Raw genomic sequence first — 18,250 nt, forward strand, 5'->3', positions numbered from 1 at the left:
ATTGGCTTTTGTTCAGAGAGTGTGCCTTATATAGCGTTGTTAATTCACCGAACATTTCAATGATTCATTGAGGGCCTTCATGCAAAGCACATTCAAGCATTTAAAGGTACTGACGCTGGCCGGTTGTATCATGGCGTCACTGGCAAGCTCGGCGGCAATGGCCAGCCAGCTGGTGATTATGCAAAACGAACCGCCACGCAGCATGGATCCGGGCAACCAGACCGCTACCTTTACCGGCACGGTGCTCGATCCCATGTATGAAGGCCTGACGCGTCTGGGTGATGACGGCAAGATTATCCCTGCGCTGGCGCTCTCCTGGAGTGCGGATAGCAGCGGATTACACTGGACATTCAAGCTTCGCCCCAATGTGAAATTCCACGACGGCACGCCGTTTAATGCCGATGCGGTAGTGGAAAACTTCCAGCGCCATTTGGATACCAAACGCGGTCTGGCGGGCAGCGGTAAAGTCCGCACCTTTATTCAGGATGTGAAGAAAACCGATGATTTAACGGTTGAGTTTGAGCTGAAAAAAATCAATCCGGCCTTTTTAACCGTGCTGGCTTCGGGACCAGGATTAATGGTCAGCCCTACCGCAGATAAAGCGGGCAGCATCAATAATAAGGCGGACGGCACCGGACCTTATAAGCTGGAACAATATAAATCTGGCGAATATGTGCTGGAGAAAAAGAACAGTGACTATTGGGGTAAATCAAACGGCCCTGATGAAATTAAATGGACGTGGAGCAGTGAGCCTTCCGTGATGAATATGGCGCTGCAATCCGGCCAGGTCGATATTATTAATCCGGTACCGCCGCAATTCGCTGGTATGTTGAAAAACAATGCTAACGTGAATTTGAAACAGTCGCCGGGCGCGGCCGTGTTCTGGGTGGATCTTAATACGCAAAGTAAAGCGTTGAGCGACGTGCGCGTGCGTCAGGCGCTGAACTTTGCTACCGATCAGCAGGCGCTGGTGAAAGCCATCATGTTTGGTTATGCACAGCCGGCTAACTCCTCGCTGGCACCGGTTGATGCCAACTACGACAAGAGCCTGAAGGATTACCCTTACGACGTGCAGAAAGCCAAAGAACTGCTGAAAGCGGCAGGTTACCCGGATGGCTTCAGCATGTCGATTGCGGTTCAGGCACCGGATGCGCGCACCGCGCAGGTGTTGCAGGGGCTATGGGCGAAAATCGGCGTGAAGTTGAATGTGCGCCAGATGGAAAGCGGTGTTTGGACCAAAGCCGCCTTCGCCGATGCCAAAGAGAAAGCCCAGCAGGGCACTGATGCGGTATTGGCGTCGTGGTCATCCGGTTTGTACGGTTCTGACTTGCAACTGCGCCCGCTGTATCACAGCGCCAGCTTTGCACCGGGTGGCGCGAATCTCGGATTCTTCAGCGATAAGCAAACCGATGACCTGATCGATACCGCCGCTTCCACGCTTGACGATGCGAAACGCAAAGATCTCTATTTCCAGGCACAGAAACAGATCAGCGGGCTGGCTCCGCAGGTGCTGCTGTTTTATCAGGATGATCTCTATGCCTCGCGCAAAAACATCAGTGGCGTAACCATGCAGCCTGGCGGACAGATTGTGGTTCGTGACGCAGTGAAGAACTGATTGATGAAAGCGTACGTTGCGAAAAAGGTGCTCTCGCTGCCGCTGATTATTTTCGGCGTGTCGATCATCGTATTTATCGCCATCCGCGCGTTGCCGGGCGATCCGGCACGCCTGATGGCGGGCCCGGAAGCGCCGCAGGAAGCGGTGGATAACATGCGCATCCGGCTGGGTTTGGATCAGCCGCTGCCGCTGCAGTACATCAAATTTGCTACTGAAGCACTGCACGGCAATCTGGGGGAATCGTTGCAGTCACAGCGCCCGGTGATCACCGAAATCAGCGAGCGTTTGCCTTACACCTTATCGCTGGCGGCACTGGCCTATCTGTTGGCGATTGCCATCGGCGTGCCTGCGGGCATGACCGGGGCGATTTATCGCCAGCGTATTCCCGATCAAATCGTGATGGTGCTGACCATTGCGGGCGCATCGATAGCCAACTTCTGGCTCGCGCTGCTGGCGATGAACTACTTTGCGGTGGAACTCGGCTGGCTGCCGCTGTTGGGCGCGGACACATGGAAAAACTACGTGATGCCGACTGTCACGCTGGCGATTTTACCCATGGCGATGATTGCCCGCATGACGCGCTCCAGCATGCTGGATGTGCTGAGTCAGGACTATATTCGCACCGCCAAAGCCAAAGGCTTATCGTCGGCGAATATTCACTGGAAACATGCGCTGCGCAATGCGCTGATCCCGATAGTTACCATCGTCGCGCTTAACTTCGGCAGCCTGATTGGTGGCGCCGTGGTCACGGAATCGGTGTTTAACTGGCCCGGGATTGTTCGCCTGCTGGTGGATTCGGTCAAATACCGCGACTACCCGGTGATTCAGGGCGTGACGCTGGTGGCGGTCACCGGCGTGGTGCTGATGAACCTGGTGGGTGAAATATTGATTGGCCTGCTCAATCCAAAAATAAGGTTCGACTGATGAACAGCCTCGATACCTCTTTGCTGCCGACACGATCGCGCCGTCGCCAGTTCCTGCGCATGCTACAGAACAATCCGTCGATAGCGATTGGCGGCGGATTGGTACTGCTGGTGGTGCTGGCCGCGGTGTTAGCGCCACTGTTAACCCATTGGGATCCGATCGAACAGGATCTGCTGAACACTTTGCAGGCTCCCTCTGCTGCGCACTGGTTTGGCACGGACGACTATGGCCGCGACATCTTCGCCCGCGTGATTTATGGCGCGCGCATCACGCTGTTCGAGGTTTGTCTGAGCGTCGCGATTTCGATGGTGATTGGCATTCCCCTTGGCATCATCTCCGGTCTGGCAGGACGCAAAATCGATGCGCTGATTATGTGGGTGATGGATATTATTTTCGCCTTTCCTGGCATCGTACTGGCGATTTTGATCGTCAGCGTGCTGGGCGAGGGACTGGCCAATATGCTGATTGCCATATCGCTATTCTCGATTCCGGTCTATGCGCGCCTCAGTCGTAACCTGACGCTCGGCCTGAAAAACATGGAGTATATCGAAGCCGCACATATGTTGGGCGTGCGCTATCCGCGCATCATCACCCATTACATACTGCGCAATTCAATCGGACCGCTGATTGTGCAATCGACGCTGACGGCGGGCGCAGTGGTGCTGTCGGCGGCCAGCTTGTCGTTTCTGGGGTTAGGCGTGCAACCGCCGATGCCGGAGTGGGGCACCATGATGAGTGATGGGCGCAACTTCCTTGGGCTGAATATTTATGTGTCGCTGTTCCCCGGACTGGCGATTTTGATTACTGTGCTTGGCTTTAATGTGCTGGGCGACGGCCTGCGTGATGTGATGGATAAACGTTTATGAGTACAACACCGGCAGTGATCTGCCTCGATCTGGGCGGTTCGTTCGTTAAGCTGGGTGTGATGGATGCGCAGCAGCAGCTCACTATCCTCGATCAGCAAAAAATCCCGGCAGACAGCTGGCCGGATTTTACCGCGCTGGTGAGCCGTATGATTCAACAACATCAGCTGCACTTCAGCACGGATTCACCGTTGGCAATCTCCACTGCGGGCATCGTGGCACCCGATAGCGGCGAGATGTTTGCCAGTAATATCCCAGCCTTTCATCAACGCAACCTCAGCCAGGCGCTGGGCGAGTTACTGCAACGTAAAGTGATCGTGCATAACGATGCCGACTGTTTCACTTTAGCGGAAGCGCAGGCAGGCGTGGGTAAAGGGCATAAAGTGGTGTTTGGCGCCATTATCGGTTCCGGCGTCGGCGGCGGTTTGGTGGCAGATGGGCGAATCATCACCGGACAGAATGGCCTGACGGGTGAATGGGGCCATGGTCCGATTACGCTGACCGAAGTGGACATTGAAGGCGAGACAATACGCTTGCCGCGCCAGCCTTGTCCCTGCGGTCAAAAAGGCTGTCTCGATAGTTACGGCGGCGCGCGCGGGCTGGAGAATCTCCATCGCACTTTGCATGACGTTAATGCGAGCAGCCTCGACATTATCGCCGGCTGGCAACAGCAGGAAGTGCAGGCTAATCGCACGATTCAGGTGTGGTTACAACTGGTAAGTCAGCCGCTGGCTTACACTATCAATATCACCGGTGCATCGTTGGTGGCGGTGGGCGGAGGATTGGCTTCGGTGACAGCGTTGATGGAAGCGTTAAATGAGGAAGTGCAGCGTTATGTGTTGCGCAGCACTCAGCATCCTTTGGTGGTGCCCGGCGCGTTTGCCCATAACGGCGGAATGATCGGCGCGGCGCTGCTGGCGCGGCAGGTTGCTTAACGAAAATGCACACACTGCAGCGGTGCCAGTCAACATACCCTTGCTTTGCGCCGTGATGGGCGCAAGGCGGCTAATAAACGATTAATTAGCAGCCACATAATTCTCTGCCATCGAATTTTCATTTAAATCAGTTATCATGGGACGCTAAATCCTTTCAGTCTCAACGATGGTGGCCTTCAATGCCGCCACGATTGTGATTGGATTCTTCACCTGCGTTACTGGAAAACCATGTCATCTGCACAACCTCAACTTAATCAGCTGCCGGAGCAGGCATCGCTGCCGCGCGCCAGTGTGCTGAAAGCGCTGTTTGCGCTCGGCACCGGTGGCTTTGCCATTGGTACCGGCGAATTCGTCATCATGGGCCTGCTGCCCGATGCCGCCACCGGCCTCAATGTTTCTATCCCTACTGCAGGCCACCTGATCAGTATCTACGCGCTGGGCGTGGTGATCGGCGCGCCGCTGTTGGCTGTGCTCGGTGCTCGCGCTTCACGTCGTAACTTCCTGATGACGCTGATGGGCCTGTTTGCCGCGGGTAACCTGTTTAGCTCGGTAGCACCGGGTTACTACTCAATGCTGCTGGCGCGTTTCCTCGCCGGTTTCCCGCACGGCACGTTCTTTGGTGTCGCCGCATTGGTCGCTGCTGGATTGGTGGAGCGCAGAAAACGTGCTCAGGCCGTTTCGATGGTGCTATTTGGCCTGACGATCGCCAACCTGCTTGGCGTGCCTGCGGTTACCGCCATTGGACAGGTGTTTGGCTGGCGTGAAGCGTTCGCCATTGTGGGCGTATTAGCGCTGTTGACCATGGTGCTGGTGGGCATGTGGGTGCCGAACGTGGCGGGTGACAAAACCGCCAGTCCGTTGCGTGAACTCTCGGCGCTGACGCGCAAGCAGGTGTTGCTGACGCTGGCTATTGGTGCGATCGGCAGCGGCGGCTTGTTCTCGGTGTTCAGCTACGTGAAACCTACGCTGACCGAACTGGCACAAATGCCGGTGAGTTGGATTCCGGTGGTGCTGGCGCTGTTTGGACTCGGCATGATTATCGGCAACGTGGTGGGTGGTCGTCTGGCGGATCGTGGACTGGAGAAAACCATTCGCATGGTGCTTATCTGGTCGGTGCTGGTGCTGAGCGCCTTTGTGTTTACCGCTCACTATGCGTTTGCCGGTTCACTCAATGTGATGCTGGTCGGTACCATGGTGGCCCTGGCGAGCGTGCTGCAAATCCGTTTAATGGATGTGGCGGGCGATGCGCAAACTATGGCGGCGGCGTTGAATCACTCAGCATTTAACCTGGCGAATGCGCTCGGCGCATGGCTGGGTGGCGTGACCATTTCTGCGGGCCTTGGCTGGCAGTCCACTGGTTGGGTCGGTGCGATTCTGGCGGTGTTGGGCTTGTTGATCCATGGTATCGCGGTGCGCGATGCACGGAGAAAGTCGATTACGTTTGCGCATGAAAGCGCCTAGTTGATTCTTATCGGGCGGCCATCAGGTCGCCCGTTTCATTATCCTGCCAACTTTTCCTGCAAAAACGCCATAAATACTCGATTCACTTCGCTGCGCTGACGATGCTGTGGATAGAGCGCGTTCAGGTTGAGTGAGGAAGGCTGCCACTCATCCAGCACGGTCATCAAATCACCGCTGGCTAAGGCCGGTGCCACGATAAACTCCGGCAGTAGAATTAGCCCCAATCCAGCCACTGCCGCATCACGCAGCATCTCGCCATTATTGCTCACCATCGGGCCTTGCACCGCCATCACCTTGCGTTGTTCACCGTTAAACAGTTCCCAGCCGGTCTGGCTTTCTCGCCCGTAACGCAAACAAGCGTGATTGAGCAGATCCTCTGGTTCACGTGGTGCGCCCGCGCCCTGAATGTATGACGGGCTGCCACAGATCACGCGGCGAAACACGCCCAGACGTTTGGCGATCAGGCTGGAATCGGGCAGGGTGCCAATGCGGATCGCCATATCAAAGCCTTCGCCGACCATATCGACGTAGCGGTCCGCCAACTCCACCTGGAACTGCAATCCGGGATGCTGACTGAGGAACTCGGCGATATACGGTGACAAATGGCTGATGCCAAACGACATCGGAACACTAAGACGAAAGCTGCCCTGCAACACCTGTTGCCGGCCAGATACCGCCTGCTGGGCTTCCTGCACATCATCGAGAATACGTTGCGCATGTTGGGCAAAGAGCTGGCCGTTATCCGTCACCGACAGTTTACGCGTGTTGCGATTCAGCAGACGCGCACCGAGTGATTCCTCCAGCGCGGCAATACGGCGGCTGACGTATTGCTTCGACAGCATCAACTGTTCGGCGGCGGCGGTGAAGTTACCGGCTTTAATTACGGCGACATAAATACGAAGATCTTCTATCTGCATATTGTCCACTTTTCGGTGACAGTCATTGTCAGGTTAGCGCATTGTTGGGCAAATTAGTTTACGTATACTTATCCTCATTCGGAAGGGCAAGCGTCTTTCCACCGCACATTTGAGGAGCAAACCATGATTGAACAACGTCTGTCAGAACAACGCGGAGTGGGTGACCACGGTTGGCTGAATTCACATCACACTTTTTCCTTCGCGAATTACTGGGATCCTAAACAGACCGGCTTCTCCGATCTGCTGGTAATCAATGACGACCGTGTCGCACCGGGTCGTGGCTTTGGTGCGCATCCACACAACAATATGGAGATCATCTCCTATGTGCTGGACGGCGCGCTGGAGCATAAAGATTCAATGGGCACCGGCTCGGTGATCGTCCCCGGTGATGTGCAGTTGATGAGCGCGGGTAGCGGTGTGACGCACAGCGAGTTCAACCACTCGAAGAGCGATAACGTGCACTTCCTGCAAATCTGGATTGTACCGGGCGAGCACAATACCCAGCCGGGCTATCAGCAGATCTCCGTGCCAGAGAGCGAGAAACGCGGGCAACTGCGTTTGATTATCTCGCCGGAGGGGAAAGAGGGCAGCCTGAGCGTACGTCAGGATATCCGCATCTATGCCGGTTTCTTTGATGGTGCTGAGCAGCAGACTTTCGCACTGGATGCCGATCGTTACGCCTATATTCATGTGGCGCGCGGCAGCATCGAAGTGAATGGTGTGAAATTCAAAGAAGGTGACGGTGCGCGAGTGCGTAATGAGAGCGCATTGCACTTCGCCCAGGGCGATAACGCAGAAGTGCTGCTATTCGACCTGCGTCCGCTGGAAGTGAATCATCCACAGCGTTAAAACAAGCCAGGGCGTCTTAACGGACGCCCTGAAGCATATGCGTTTTAGTTCTTAACGCTGCCATGAATGAGCAACATACTGCTGCATGTGGCTCGTTCTGGCCGGTTTGCTTTAGCTTAAGTGAGCTTTCAATCAAGCTTCCATCTTGATGGGGAGTGGTCGAAGGGACGGACCAGGGTTCGCCCCTCATCAGCACCGCCTTACAACAGCGACTGCGGTGCGACCGGTTTGCCGGTTTTCAATGACTCCAGCGCTGCATCCGCCAGCAACAACGCCTGCAACCCATCATTCCCGCCGGGGTACTGGCCTTCGCCTTTTGCCAGCGCCTCAATGAGGGTCGCCAGTTCATTGCGGTAAGCATCGGCATAACGCTGCAGGAAGAAGTGCTGCGGCTTCTGCGCCACCACGCCATTTGCCACGGATTTCACCAGCTGTGATTCCAGCTGATTCGTTACCTGCAACATCCCTTCGCTGCCGTGTACTTCAATACGCTGATCGTAGCCGTAGCTGGCACGACGGCTGTTGGTGATCACCGCCATCTTGCCGCTGGCGCAAGTGAGGGTGACAACGGCGGTATCGACATCGCCCAGCGCTTTAATCTCGGGATCAACCAGCGCCGCTGCACTGGCATATACCGATACCGGCTCTTCATTTAACAACCAGCGCGCCATGTCGAAATCATGAATCGTCATATCACGGAACAGGCCGCCAGAGACTTTAACGTACTCGGCAGGTGGTGCACCCGGATCGCGTGAGCTGATGGTCACCAGTTCGGTTTCACCAATCTCACAATCACGCAGACACGCCTGCAAATGGGCCATGCTCGGGTCAAAACGTCGGTTAAAGCCAACCATCAATGGCACGCCTGCTTCACGCACCGTGGCTAAACAGCTCTGCACGCGCTGCAAACTCAAATCCACCGGCTTCTCACAGAAGATGGCTTTTTTGGCGCGCGCGGCGGCTTCAATCAAATCTGCATGGGTGTTAGTGGCGCTGCAAATCGCCACCAGATCAACCGAACTGTCCGCCAGAATGGTGTCGAGATCTGCCACTTTGGCACCGTATTTCTCTGCCAGCACATTAGCAGCAGGGGCGTAGACATCCATCACATACGCCAGACGACATTGCGGATGCGCGGCGATATTCCCAGCGTGGATCTGTCCAATACGGCCAGCACCTAAGAGAGCAACATTGAGCATTTTTTAATTCCTATGAGGGCGACAGGTGATGGCGCTATTAAGCGTATTGGTGAAGTTTTAAGTCAAAGCAAAGCCTGAAACGGATGCTAAAAGGATGAGGCCGATCACATGAAAATTTGAGGTTAATGACCTCAATAATATGATTGTTCTCTGGATTCATGGAGTTATAACAATTTGATTATCAGTGCCTTATCAAGCTACTGTTTCATCCATGAGGTGAAGGACATCAGGAAATATCATGACGCTGCAAAACTGGAAATCGCCATCCATTAAAGCCATCGCGCAGGAAGCGGGCGTCAGTCCCGCCACCGTTGACCGCGTGATCAATGGACGGCAAGGCGTGCGCGAGGTGACGCGCAAGAAAGTTGAAAATGCCATGGTGCGGTTAGGGCTGAGTGACACAGAAGACCCTCGCGGAGCGGCAAAACGTATCGCGATTGTGTGTGAATCCGGCACCAGCTTTGTCGCGCAGCTTGAGTTTCATGCACGAGCGGTAATGCGCGAACGTCCACAACTGCACATCACGTTGGATACGCTACCGAGTGCGCAATTCCACGCTGACCGCTTTAGCAAGCTGATTGAACGCCGCGCTACTGAAGCCAGCGGCATTATTCTGGTGTGTCGCGATGACGTGAAGATCAACCGTGCGGTTAAAACCGCCATTGATGATGGTGTGCAGGTGATTTGCCTCACCAGCGATCTGCCCAATTCGCGGCGTACTGCTTATGTGGGTATCGATCAGACCGCTTCAGGCGCGACTGCCGGTTGGTTTATGGGCCGCATGCTGCCGCCGCAGCAACCAGGCAATATTCTGCTGATTTGCAGTTCGACCTATCGCACCCAGGAGGAGCGCGAGATCGGCTTTCGTCGCGTGCTGCGAGAGGCTTTCCCGTGGCTGACGATTCGCGATCGCGTCAACATTAACGACGAAGCCGAAACCGCCTGGCACAGTGTGAAAAAGTGGCTGGAAGAGGGAAAGCCTCTGGCCGGGATTTATAATACGGCGGGCGGCAACGAAGGCGTGGCGAAAGCGCTGGAAGCGTTTGGCGTGCAGGAACAGGTTATTTTCACCGGGCATGAGTTGAGTGAATCGAGTCGCTTGCTGCTGGAGAAAGGGACCATGGATATGGTGCTGGGGCATGACATGCGGCGCGAGATCGAGCAGTGCCTGGCGATATTTGAGCAGCCGTTGAGTGAGCGCCTGCCGGAGGATGTGAAAACGCCGCTGCTGATTTATCACCGCTATTCTTATTTTTCTTGAACTTCAATCAGCTAGATTTCCAGTACCCTTGAAACATGCTTATTTTCAGCATGGTGTTGAAATATTGTGCAGCTGACGTATCATGTAGTTATGTTTCTACATTCTCAGGAGGCTGTTATGGGTATCTCAACAATTTCGAGCCGTTCGTTCAATCAGCAGGTATCAGCTGCGAAAAAACTGGCGGAGGAAGGCCCTGTATACATCACTGATCGCGGAGAACCAGCCCACGTATTGATGACGTTTGAGGAATATAAAAAGCTAACGGGTACACGACGCAATATCCAGGATGCACTTGCTATGCCCGGTGTCGCTGATATCGATTTTGATCCTCAACGAGTGGACATAGACTTCAGGGATGTGGATTTTTCATGAGATATTTGCTTGATACCAATGTCATTTCGGAAATGCGTAAGGCAAGGACGCCCAAAATTGATCCACAAGTATCCAACTGGACGGATACGGTAGATGCGGGTGATATGTTCATATCAGCGATTACGATTATGGAGATCGAAAAAGGCATCCTTCAGGTGTTGCGAAAGGATGTGCGTCAGGGAGAAATGCTACGCGAATGGTTTGCATCAGTGGTATTACGTGAGTTTTCAGGCCGTATACTGCCTTTTGATGCCGAAACTGCCATTTATTGTGCGAGCCTCCATGTACCCGACCAACGTTCCGCGAATGATGCAATGATCGCGGCCACTGCCTTTCGTCATGATATGACTGTAGTTACGCGAAATACCAGGGACTTTGAAGGACCAGGCGTTATGTTGCTCAATCCATGGGAGTGGCAATAACATCATCAGAACACATTTAAGAACCGGAATAAAATAATAAGACTAATAAGACTAATAAGACTAATAAGACTAATAAGACTAATAAGCGATATGTGGCTATTTTAATTACAGGGTTATTTAATTGAACGAAATCCGGCGCTGTTATTGACCGGTATCTATCAGCCTCGTATTTCTTATATCCAGGTCAATAATTGTATTATCGAACTAAATGTCATTTACCAACGTCAATGAATTATTCATGCAGAGGGGCTGAGCCTTCATTTGCTCTGGCAGTTTATCCATGTCCAACCCCTTCGATTTCGTCCCTTGCGGCTTCAATCACCCGCTCTGAGTGTTTTGCCAACATATCCTGTGGGCGTTGACCACCAAGAAAGCTGTTCACTGACAAGAACCAGAACGCGATTCCCCAACCATCTTTATGATCTGCGAATATCTTCAACACCTCAGAGAGCGCTTTCAATGGTCGGAATTGCGTATTGCGATCCAGACCGTAATCCGGGAAGTAATCCATGCCATTGTGGTGAATCGCAAATATCTGGCCGCTTTTTTTCCATTTATTCGGTTGAGCACTGGGATTGGTAGTACTCAAACCGGCTAACTGCGAGACGTCAGCGGCGGTTAACCAGTTCCCACTTTCCAACACGGCTTTACGTGCTTGCAACAGCATGGCCGCTTCTTTCATCAGATGTGGTGAGGCAGGGGCCTTGGGCAGCATCGATCCAACCAATATCTCGAGTGACTGCTTCTCCTGCCGCTCTTTAAAAACTTCAAACATGGTTGAAGCTACAGTAGAAATATTTTCTGTCAGCGTACTGAGCACACGCAGGTTGCTGATGTTATCGAAGGACACCACTAACACCTGATTAGCCTGAGATTTTCCTAACCGTGTTTTGACTTCTTTAGGGGTGCCAATCAATGTGGAAACCCCTGCATGTTGTTCGATGAGACTCATGGAGGAACTCCTGATTTGGTTATGTTGATTATTGAATATCATCATAACCTTAATAGCGTTCAACTGTCTGTGTGATTAATTTTTACCCACACTCAATCCCTCCTCGCAACTATCCTAAACCCAACAATTTTTGACCTAAATTATCATTTAGAGCTAAAACCACACCCTTTAATGGGATTTCGTTCAAATCCTGATAACAGTTTTGCAACGAAATCGTTAGGATAGCGCCGTTTGGCTTTCTCCTCTTTTGTCTCAGCATCAGGTAACCCCATGAAACGACATTTTGCACCCGAAACCGTTTCTGCATCTAAAAATGGAACCGGTTCCACTCGCAGGGAATTCCTGCTTGCCACACTCGGATTAACCGTGACTGGTGCGGTCGCAGCCCTTCCGGGGCGGGCGTTTGCGGCTAGCGTGATTCATGCCAGCGACGCGGTGAAACAGTTCGTTCGCATCTCGCAGGCGATCACCGAACACAAGCAACTGGATGTGGCTCTTGCCGCGCGCTTTTATGAAGTTTTGGCGCAGCGTGACACGCAATTTGTGCCGCGTGTTGCGCAGCTCGATGCGCTGATAACTTCAGAAATCACCGCCCAGGATTTTCTGGCAAAAGCCAGCAGCGCAGGACTGCACGATTTCCTCTATCAAATCGTCACGGCCTGGTACACCGGCACGGTAGGGGATGACTATCACGGCACGCTGGTGGCTTACAAACAGGCGCTGATGTACCAGACGGTCAGCGATGGTTTGGTGGTGCCGACTTACTGCGGCAATGGACCCATCTGGTGGACCGCACCGGTGCCGGATGAGCACGACGGTCATATCGAACAGTTGTAATTTCCTCAAAACTAAAACGACGAAAAATCATGAAAAAACCAACTTTTACTGCGCAGGGTGATGCCTCCGCGGACATTGTGATTGTGGGCTCAGGTGTGGTCGGTGGATTGATGGCGAACGAACTCGTCAGTCAGGGCTACTCGGTGCTGGTACTGGAAGCAGGTTTACGCATTGACCGCGCGCAAGCGGTAGAAAACTGGCGCAACATGCCGTTTGCGAATCGCGCTGGGTCAGATTTCCAGGGACTGTATCCGCAGTCCAAATTCGCGCCCGCGCCGCTTTACTTCCCGCCGAACAACTATGTCAATGTGACCGGCCCTAACGCGTCCAGTTTTCAGCAGGGCTATTTGCGCACCGTAGGCGGCACCACCTGGCACTGGGCGGCATCGTGCTGGCGTCATCACCCGAGCGATTTTGTGATGCAGTCAAAATACGGTGTGGGGCGTGACTGGCCAATCAGCTATGACGAACTGGAGCCGTGGTATTGCCGCGCGGAAAATGAAATTGGTGTGGCGGGGCCAAACGATCCGCATATGCAGTCGCCGGTTGAACGCAGCCAGCCGTACCCGATGGATATGGTGCCGTTTGCCCACGGTGATAACTATTTCGCTAGCGTGGTGAATCCGCACGGTTACAACCTGGTGCCGATTCCACAAGGGCGCAGTACGCGTCCGTGGGAAGGGCGTCCAACCTGCTGCGGCAACAATAACTGCCAACCGATCTGCCCGATCGGCGCGATGTACAACGGCATCCACCACATTGAACGCGCCGAGCGGAATGGCGCAGTGGTGCTGGCCGAAGCGGTAGTTTACAAAATCGATACTGATGGCAATAACCGCATCACCGCCGTGCACTGGAAAGATGCGTCTGGCGCCTCGCACAAAGCCAGCGGTAAGGCCTTCGCTCTGGCCTGTAACGGTATCGAAACCCCACGTTTGCTGCTGCTGGCGGCCAACGGCGGAAACCCGAACGGCATCGCCAACGGTTCCGATATGGTCGGTCGTAACATGATGGATCACTCCGGTTTCCACTGCTCATTCCTCACTGAAGAACCGGTATGGCTGGGACGTGGACCGGCGCAGAGCAGCTGTATGGTCGGCTATCGCGATGGCGAGTTCCGTCGGGATTACTCGGCTAACAAAATGATTCTGAATAACATTTCGCGCGTAGTGGCCGCCACGCAACAGGCGCTGAAAAAGGGTCTGGTCGGCAAAGCGCTGGATGAGGAGATTCGCTATCGCTCGGTGCACAGCGTCGATATCTCCATCAGCCTCGAACCGCTACCGGATCCGGAAAACCGTCTCACCCTGAGTAAAACCCGCAAAGATCCGCACGGTCTGGCGTGTCCCGATATCTATTACGACGTCGGGGATTACGTGCGTAAGGGCGCGGAAGTGTCGCACGAACAGCTGGAGAAAATCGGCAAGCTGTTTAACGGCAAAGAGTTCGCCATCAGTAAAGGTCTTAATGCCAACAACCACATCATGGGCGGCGTGATCATGGGCAAAAGCGGCAAAGATGCAGTCGTGGATGGCAACTGCCGTGCGTTTGATCATGAGAACCTGTGGTTGCCGGGCGGCGGTGCGATCCCTTCCGCCAGCGTGGTTAACAGTACGCTGACCATGGCGGCACTGGGCCTGAAAGCGGCACATGACATCAGCCTGCGTATGAAGGAGTTCGCATGAAAACGCTGCTTGCAGGTAGCTTATTCGCGCTGATGGCGTTTGGCGCACAAGCGGAAACACTTGACGTGAATTTGCTGCGTCAGGGTGAACAGGTTGCCACCGCGTCTGATTGCCAGGCGTGCCATACTGCGCCGGGCAGTAAAACCGCTTACAGCGGTGGATACGGTATTGCTTCGCCAATGGGCACCATTTACGCCACCAACATTACGCCGGATAGCAGCGGCATCGGCAATTATAGCGAGGCCCAGTTCTCCGAGGCGGTGCGGCACGGTGTACGCGCGGACGGCGCGCAACTCTATCCGGCGATGCCATATACCTCTTACAGCATGATGACCGATGAAGATCTGCACGCGCTTTACTACTACATGATGCATGGCGTCAAAGCGCAGGCGCAGCACAACCCGCAGACCGATTTACCATTCCCATTCAACCTGCGTTTTAGCATGCGTTTCTGGAACATGATGTTCGCCAACGACAAGATGTGGCAGAACGATGGCAGCAAAAGCGCGGAGTGGAATCGCGGTAACTATCTGGTCAACGGACTGGCACACTGCAATACTTGCCACACACCGCGCGGATTTATGATGCAGGAGCAGCAGGATCGTCCGCTGGCAGGCGGACCGCTGGGTAGCTGGTATGCGCCAAACATCACGTCGGATGAGGTGAGCGGTATTGGCGGCTGGAGTGATGACGAGCTGGTGCAGTATCTGAAAACCGGACGCGCACCGGGCAAAAACCAGGCGGCGGGCGGTATGGCGGAAGCGGTTGAGCACAGCCTGCAGTATCTGCCGGAGGGCGATTTACATGCTATCGCCACTTACCTGAAAGGCACCGCACCGATTCGTGATGAAGGCGACACTATTCCAGCCTTCAGCTACGGCGCGCCTCATGATGTGGAAAATAGCGTGCGTGGGCGCAATCCGAACAACGCCAATCACTCGCTGGACAACGGCGCGGCGCTGTTCAGCGGCAACTGCGCCAGCTGTCACCAGCCGGATGGCGCGGGCAGTGCTAATCAGGCTTATCCATCACTGTTCCACAACACGGCAACCGGGCTGCGTAATCCGAACAACCTGATCTCTGCCATTTTGTTTGGTGTGCAACGTGACACCGCCGATCACCAGGTGCTGATGCCGGGCTTCAGTTCGCCGTCCTATGTCGACAAACTGAATGACCAGCAGGTCGCCAATATCAGTAACTTCGTGTTAGCGCATTACGGCAATGCCGAGGTTACCGTGACGGCGGGTGATGTGGCGTGGGTGAGAAAGGGCGGTCATCCACCGCTGCTGGCGCGTCTGCAACCGATGATGTTGCCGGGTATGATTGGCGCGATCATTGTGTTGCTGGTGGTGATTGTCGTGTGGTGCTTGATGCGTCGCAGGCGTGTAGATTGATTCCAGGTGCGCATGAATGCGCACACGACAAACTGCATTAACCTCCGCAAGGTCGCCTCTTATGGCGACCTTGTTGCATGCCATGTTACGGCATCAGGTTACACCTGCTATTTCAGCCACCAATCCTAATCAATCATCCCGCCAAAAATCGTATGGCTGCGCTTGATGGCTCTAAAACCGGAGAATTTTGCCCCTGCGATCACGCCGTAAGTAACACAGTTTCTTAACATTCATCCCAGTGATTAGGATCGCAATAATTATTACCAAACTCTCTTTAATAAGAAGCCATAGAGCTTACGCATGGTTGCGCAAAGAGAGAGGGCGTTATGCACGAGAAAATCCCCGGAACACGTTGGTATCGCGTTATTGCCCCGATTTTAATTACCTGCATCATCTCGTTTATGGACCGCGTAAACATCAGCTTTGCGCTGCCGGGCGGCATGGATCAGGACCTGGCGATCACCAGCCAAATGGCCGGTATGGTCAGCGGCATCTTCTTTATTGGTTACCTGTTCTTACAGGTGCCGGGCGGACGTATCGCGGTGAACGGCAGCGGTAAACGCTTTATCGCCTGGTCACTGATCGCGTGGATGGTGGTGTCAATTGCCACCGGCTTTGTCACCAACCACTATCAACTGCTGGCGCTGCGCTTTGTGCTGGGTATCTCCGAAGGCGGTATGCTGCCAGTGGTGCTCACCATGGTCAGCAACTGGTTCCCGGAAAAAGAACTCGGACGCGCCAACGCCTTCGTGATGATGTTCGCGCCGTTGGGTGGCATGTTTACCGCGCCGATCTCGGGTTACATCATCAACGTACTCGACTGGCGCTGGCTGTTTATTATCGAAGGATTGCTGTCTGCAGCGGTGTTGCTGGTGTGGTGGCTGGTGATCGCCGATCGGCCGGAAGAGGCGCGCTGGCTGCCCACGCGTGAAAAAGAGTACCTGTTACGCGAACTGGCGCGCGATCGTGCGGTGCATAGCAATGCGGCACCGGTCAGCAAAGCGCCACTGAAAGCCGTGTTCCGCAATTCGGGGTTGATGAAGTTAGTGGCACTGAACTTCTTCTACCAGACCGGCGATTACGGTTACACGCTGTGGCTACCGAGCATCCTGAAAAATCTCACCGGCACGAATATGGCGGGGGTCGGCTTGTTAGCGGCAATCCCGTTTGTTGCCACTATTCTTGGGATATATGCGATTTCGTGGCTCAGCGACCGCACAGGAAAACGCCGTTTGTGGGTGATGGTTTCCCTGTTCTGCTTCGCCGCTGCGCTGCTGGCATCGGTGGTGCTGCACAGTAATATCGTCGCGTCTTATATCGCGCTGGTGGTGTGCGGTTTCTTCCTGAAAGCGGCAACCAGCCCTTTCTGGTCGATTCCCGGCCGTATCGCCTCGCCAGAAGTCGCGGGAGGTGCGCGTGGCGTCATCAACGGGCTGGGTAATCTGGGCGGATTCTGCGGGCCGTACCTGGTCGGCATAATGACGATGCTGTATGGGCAGAGTGTGGCGGTGTGCTGGCTGGCGGGATCGCTGGTGGTGGCCGGCATTATTACGGTACTGCTGCCGCGTAATTGCGATATCAATCCGTCAGCTCCACGTAAAATCGGGGCGGATGAGCGGCTGATGAGCGTGAAATAAATGGGTGCGCTGCCGTTAGCAGCGCAACGCTTGCCACGCAGACACCATTTTAGAGTGGCACGTAAAGTTCATTAGCAACGGCGTGCCAAATTCTTCATATTCAAATTTATCGAAGATTATTTCCTTTCCAAACCCCAATTATTTGAATAAATCACCCCGCATCGGCATGTCTTATTGCTGGTGCGTAAGCATTCCGCTAAGAACACGCAAGCAAAATGAAATAACCCTGCGCGGCAAGATATGAAAGGTGTATGATTTTTTTGAGACTTAAGTCCAATGTAAATCAGAAAAAACCTAATTCATTGCAACATTGCGTGAGTATTCGTATGCCACTTACTAACGCCAGGGTACTTAATCTGGGAACGACTTCGCTCGTGCTGTATTCAGATTGCCAATATACCGTAGCCGGCATTTCAGCCATGATGCGTGAGAGATTTCCACAGCAACCAACCGGCAGTACCATCATTATCGTCAATGCCTGCTCGATGTCTCTGGAGGCAAGAATGAATGATGTTTTCGTATTAAGAAAAAGATACGGCGAACGCGCATTTATTTTTGTGCTGACGCAGGATAACGACAATTACGAGATCTATTCCCGTATTCATTTTGTTTCGCTAAGATCATCAGCCAATGCACTACTGTGTTACATCATGAGTGCGGTGATACTGCATGAAAGTAGAGCCGTCAGGTTATCGCTGCAAAGTATGCAAATCATCTACATGAAATCATTGGGTGTTGAGATTGCGGATATTGCATCGCTGATGAACAGAAGTTATTCAACGATAAAAAACAACTTTTCATACTGCAAAAGGCGTTTGCATATCAGGAGTTCATTCTCTGAGCGAGCACTGATCTATATTGCGAAAGGTATTGTCTGTAAACAATAATAAGGCGGGTCATGTCACAGCTGGTTTTGGTTTTTGTATT

Annotated in this window: 17 protein-coding genes; 14 read left to right on the forward strand and 3 right to left on the reverse strand. The window is 53.7% G+C overall.

Annotation, left to right across the window (positions count from 1 at the left end; genetic code table 11):
• Positions 1 to 79: 79 nt before the first annotated feature.
• From F3J37_RS06635 to F3J37_RS06655, 5 genes are all read left to right on the forward strand, one after another.
• A complete protein-coding gene (locus F3J37_RS06635) occupies positions 80 to 1,615 on the forward strand; it encodes an ABC transporter substrate-binding protein (protein ID WP_166932553.1) in 1,536 nt (511 codons plus the stop codon).
• A 3-nt stretch (positions 1,616 to 1,618) separates the two neighbouring features.
• Positions 1,619 to 2,539, forward strand: a complete 921-nt coding sequence (locus F3J37_RS06640; protein ID WP_166932555.1) for an ABC transporter permease — start codon at positions 1,619 to 1,621, stop codon at positions 2,537 to 2,539.
• Positions 2,539 to 3,405 (forward strand): ABC transporter permease, encoded by an 867-nt coding sequence (locus F3J37_RS06645; protein WP_058961660.1) that lies wholly within the window; start codon positions 2,539 to 2,541, stop codon positions 3,403 to 3,405. Before F3J37_RS06640 ends, F3J37_RS06645 begins: the two co-directional genes overlap by 1 nt.
• Entirely contained in the window at positions 3,402 to 4,337 is a 936-nt protein-coding gene (locus tag F3J37_RS06650) for an ROK family protein (RefSeq protein ID WP_166932557.1), read from the forward strand. Before F3J37_RS06645 ends, F3J37_RS06650 begins: the two co-directional genes overlap by 4 nt.
• A gap of 228 nt (positions 4,338 to 4,565) precedes the next feature.
• Positions 4,566 to 5,798: an MFS transporter gene (locus F3J37_RS06655; RefSeq protein WP_160834111.1), complete on the forward strand. Its 1,233-nt coding sequence runs from the start codon at positions 4,566 to 4,568 to the stop codon at positions 5,796 to 5,798.
• Positions 5,799 to 5,836: 38 nt separating this feature from the next.
• On the opposite strand, the gene F3J37_RS06660 is transcribed toward F3J37_RS06655, so the two are convergent.
• Entirely contained in the window at positions 5,837 to 6,715 is an 879-nt protein-coding gene (locus F3J37_RS06660) for a LysR family transcriptional regulator (protein ID WP_166932559.1), read from the reverse strand.
• Between the two features lie 123 nt (positions 6,716 to 6,838).
• Here F3J37_RS06660 and F3J37_RS06665 point away from each other — a divergent pair, with 123 nt between their 5' ends.
• Positions 6,839 to 7,564: a pirin family protein gene (locus tag F3J37_RS06665; RefSeq protein ID WP_166932561.1), complete on the forward strand. Its 726-nt coding sequence runs from the start codon at positions 6,839 to 6,841 to the stop codon at positions 7,562 to 7,564.
• A gap of 200 nt (positions 7,565 to 7,764) precedes the next feature.
• Here F3J37_RS06665 and iolG read toward each other — a convergent pair whose 3' ends face one another.
• Positions 7,765 to 8,763, reverse strand: coding sequence for an inositol 2-dehydrogenase (gene iolG, locus F3J37_RS06670; protein ID WP_166932563.1), 999 nt, complete (start codon positions 8,761 to 8,763; stop codon positions 7,765 to 7,767).
• A gap of 238 nt (positions 8,764 to 9,001) precedes the next feature.
• Here iolG and F3J37_RS06675 point away from each other — a divergent pair, with 238 nt between their 5' ends.
• The 3 genes from F3J37_RS06675 (at position 9,002) to F3J37_RS06685 (ending at position 10,818) form a co-directional block, all read left to right on the forward strand.
• Positions 9,002 to 10,024, forward strand: a complete 1,023-nt coding sequence (locus F3J37_RS06675; protein WP_166932565.1) for a LacI family DNA-binding transcriptional regulator — start codon at positions 9,002 to 9,004, stop codon at positions 10,022 to 10,024.
• A 117-nt stretch (positions 10,025 to 10,141) separates the two neighbouring features.
• Positions 10,142 to 10,396, forward strand: a complete 255-nt coding sequence (locus tag F3J37_RS06680) for a type II toxin-antitoxin system Phd/YefM family antitoxin (protein WP_034831240.1) — start codon at positions 10,142 to 10,144, stop codon at positions 10,394 to 10,396.
• Complete coding sequence (locus F3J37_RS06685) at positions 10,393 to 10,818, forward strand: type II toxin-antitoxin system VapC family toxin (RefSeq protein WP_166932567.1); 426 nt, start codon at positions 10,393 to 10,395, stop codon at positions 10,816 to 10,818. The genes F3J37_RS06680 and F3J37_RS06685 overlap by 4 nt, the downstream gene beginning before the upstream one ends.
• Before the next feature lie 274 nt (positions 10,819 to 11,092).
• Here F3J37_RS06685 and F3J37_RS06690 read toward each other — a convergent pair whose 3' ends face one another.
• Positions 11,093 to 11,770 carry a hypothetical protein gene (locus F3J37_RS06690; RefSeq protein WP_166932569.1) on the reverse strand — a complete coding sequence of 226 codons (678 nt, stop codon included), beginning with the start codon at positions 11,768 to 11,770 and terminating at the stop codon, positions 11,093 to 11,095.
• A gap of 270 nt (positions 11,771 to 12,040) precedes the next feature.
• On the opposite strand from F3J37_RS06690, the gene F3J37_RS06695 reads away from it, so the two are divergent.
• The 5 genes from F3J37_RS06695 (at position 12,041) to F3J37_RS06715 (ending at position 18,210) form a co-directional block, all read left to right on the forward strand.
• Positions 12,041 to 12,607 (forward strand): sugar dehydrogenase complex small subunit, encoded by a 567-nt coding sequence (locus tag F3J37_RS06695; protein WP_166932571.1) that lies wholly within the window; start codon positions 12,041 to 12,043, stop codon positions 12,605 to 12,607.
• A gap of 29 nt (positions 12,608 to 12,636) precedes the next feature.
• On the forward strand, positions 12,637 to 14,292 hold the full coding sequence (locus tag F3J37_RS06700; RefSeq protein ID WP_058961671.1) for a GMC family oxidoreductase: 1,656 nt from the start codon (positions 12,637 to 12,639) through the stop codon (positions 14,290 to 14,292).
• Positions 14,289 to 15,686, forward strand: a complete 1,398-nt coding sequence (locus tag F3J37_RS06705; protein ID WP_166932573.1) for a c-type cytochrome — start codon at positions 14,289 to 14,291, stop codon at positions 15,684 to 15,686. Before F3J37_RS06700 ends, F3J37_RS06705 begins: the two co-directional genes overlap by 4 nt.
• 326 nt (positions 15,687 to 16,012) lie before the next feature.
• Positions 16,013 to 17,323 (forward strand): MFS transporter, encoded by a 1,311-nt coding sequence (locus tag F3J37_RS06710; RefSeq protein ID WP_166932575.1) that lies wholly within the window; start codon positions 16,013 to 16,015, stop codon positions 17,321 to 17,323.
• 326 nt (positions 17,324 to 17,649) lie between these two features.
• Positions 17,650 to 18,210 (forward strand): hypothetical protein, encoded by a 561-nt coding sequence (locus tag F3J37_RS06715; RefSeq protein WP_160867063.1) that lies wholly within the window; start codon positions 17,650 to 17,652, stop codon positions 18,208 to 18,210.
• Positions 18,211 to 18,250 lie beyond the last annotated feature (40 nt).

The sequence above is a fragment of the Candidatus Pantoea communis genome (assembly GCF_011752685.1).
GTDB lineage: Bacteria > Pseudomonadota > Gammaproteobacteria > Enterobacterales > Enterobacteriaceae > Pantoea > Pantoea communis.

Bases quoted from the DNA above. Each gene is read 5' to 3' on its own strand.
- F3J37_RS06710 (WP_166932575.1), top strand. From the start codon at position 16,013: ATGCACGAGAAAATCCCCGGAACACGTTGGTATCGCGTTATTGCCCCG.
- F3J37_RS06705 (WP_166932573.1), top strand. From the start codon at position 14,289: ATGAAAACGCTGCTTGCAGGTAGCTTATTCGCGCTGATGGCGTTTGGC.
- F3J37_RS06660 (WP_166932559.1), bottom strand. From the start codon at position 6,715: ATGCAGATAGAAGATCTTCGTATTTATGTCGCCGTAATTAAAGCCGGT.
- F3J37_RS06640 (WP_166932555.1), top strand. From the start codon at position 1,619: ATGAAAGCGTACGTTGCGAAAAAGGTGCTCTCGCTGCCGCTGATTATT.
- F3J37_RS06700 (WP_058961671.1), top strand. From the start codon at position 12,637: ATGAAAAAACCAACTTTTACTGCGCAGGGTGATGCCTCCGCGGACATT.
- F3J37_RS06695 (WP_166932571.1), top strand. From the start codon at position 12,041: ATGAAACGACATTTTGCACCCGAAACCGTTTCTGCATCTAAAAATGGA.
- F3J37_RS06665 (WP_166932561.1), top strand. From the start codon at position 6,839: ATGATTGAACAACGTCTGTCAGAACAACGCGGAGTGGGTGACCACGGT.
- F3J37_RS06715 (WP_160867063.1), top strand. From the start codon at position 17,650: ATGCCACTTACTAACGCCAGGGTACTTAATCTGGGAACGACTTCGCTC.
- F3J37_RS06680 (WP_034831240.1), top strand. From the start codon at position 10,142: ATGGGTATCTCAACAATTTCGAGCCGTTCGTTCAATCAGCAGGTATCA.
- F3J37_RS06645 (WP_058961660.1), top strand. From the start codon at position 2,539: ATGAACAGCCTCGATACCTCTTTGCTGCCGACACGATCGCGCCGTCGC.
- F3J37_RS06635 (WP_166932553.1), top strand. From the start codon at position 80: ATGCAAAGCACATTCAAGCATTTAAAGGTACTGACGCTGGCCGGTTGT.
- F3J37_RS06655 (WP_160834111.1), top strand. From the start codon at position 4,566: ATGTCATCTGCACAACCTCAACTTAATCAGCTGCCGGAGCAGGCATCG.
- F3J37_RS06690 (WP_166932569.1), bottom strand. From the start codon at position 11,770: ATGAGTCTCATCGAACAACATGCAGGGGTTTCCACATTGATTGGCACC.
- iolG (WP_166932563.1), bottom strand. From the start codon at position 8,763: ATGCTCAATGTTGCTCTCTTAGGTGCTGGCCGTATTGGACAGATCCAC.
- F3J37_RS06650 (WP_166932557.1), top strand. From the start codon at position 3,402: ATGAGTACAACACCGGCAGTGATCTGCCTCGATCTGGGCGGTTCGTTC.
- F3J37_RS06685 (WP_166932567.1), top strand. From the start codon at position 10,393: ATGAGATATTTGCTTGATACCAATGTCATTTCGGAAATGCGTAAGGCA.
- F3J37_RS06675 (WP_166932565.1), top strand. From the start codon at position 9,002: ATGACGCTGCAAAACTGGAAATCGCCATCCATTAAAGCCATCGCGCAG.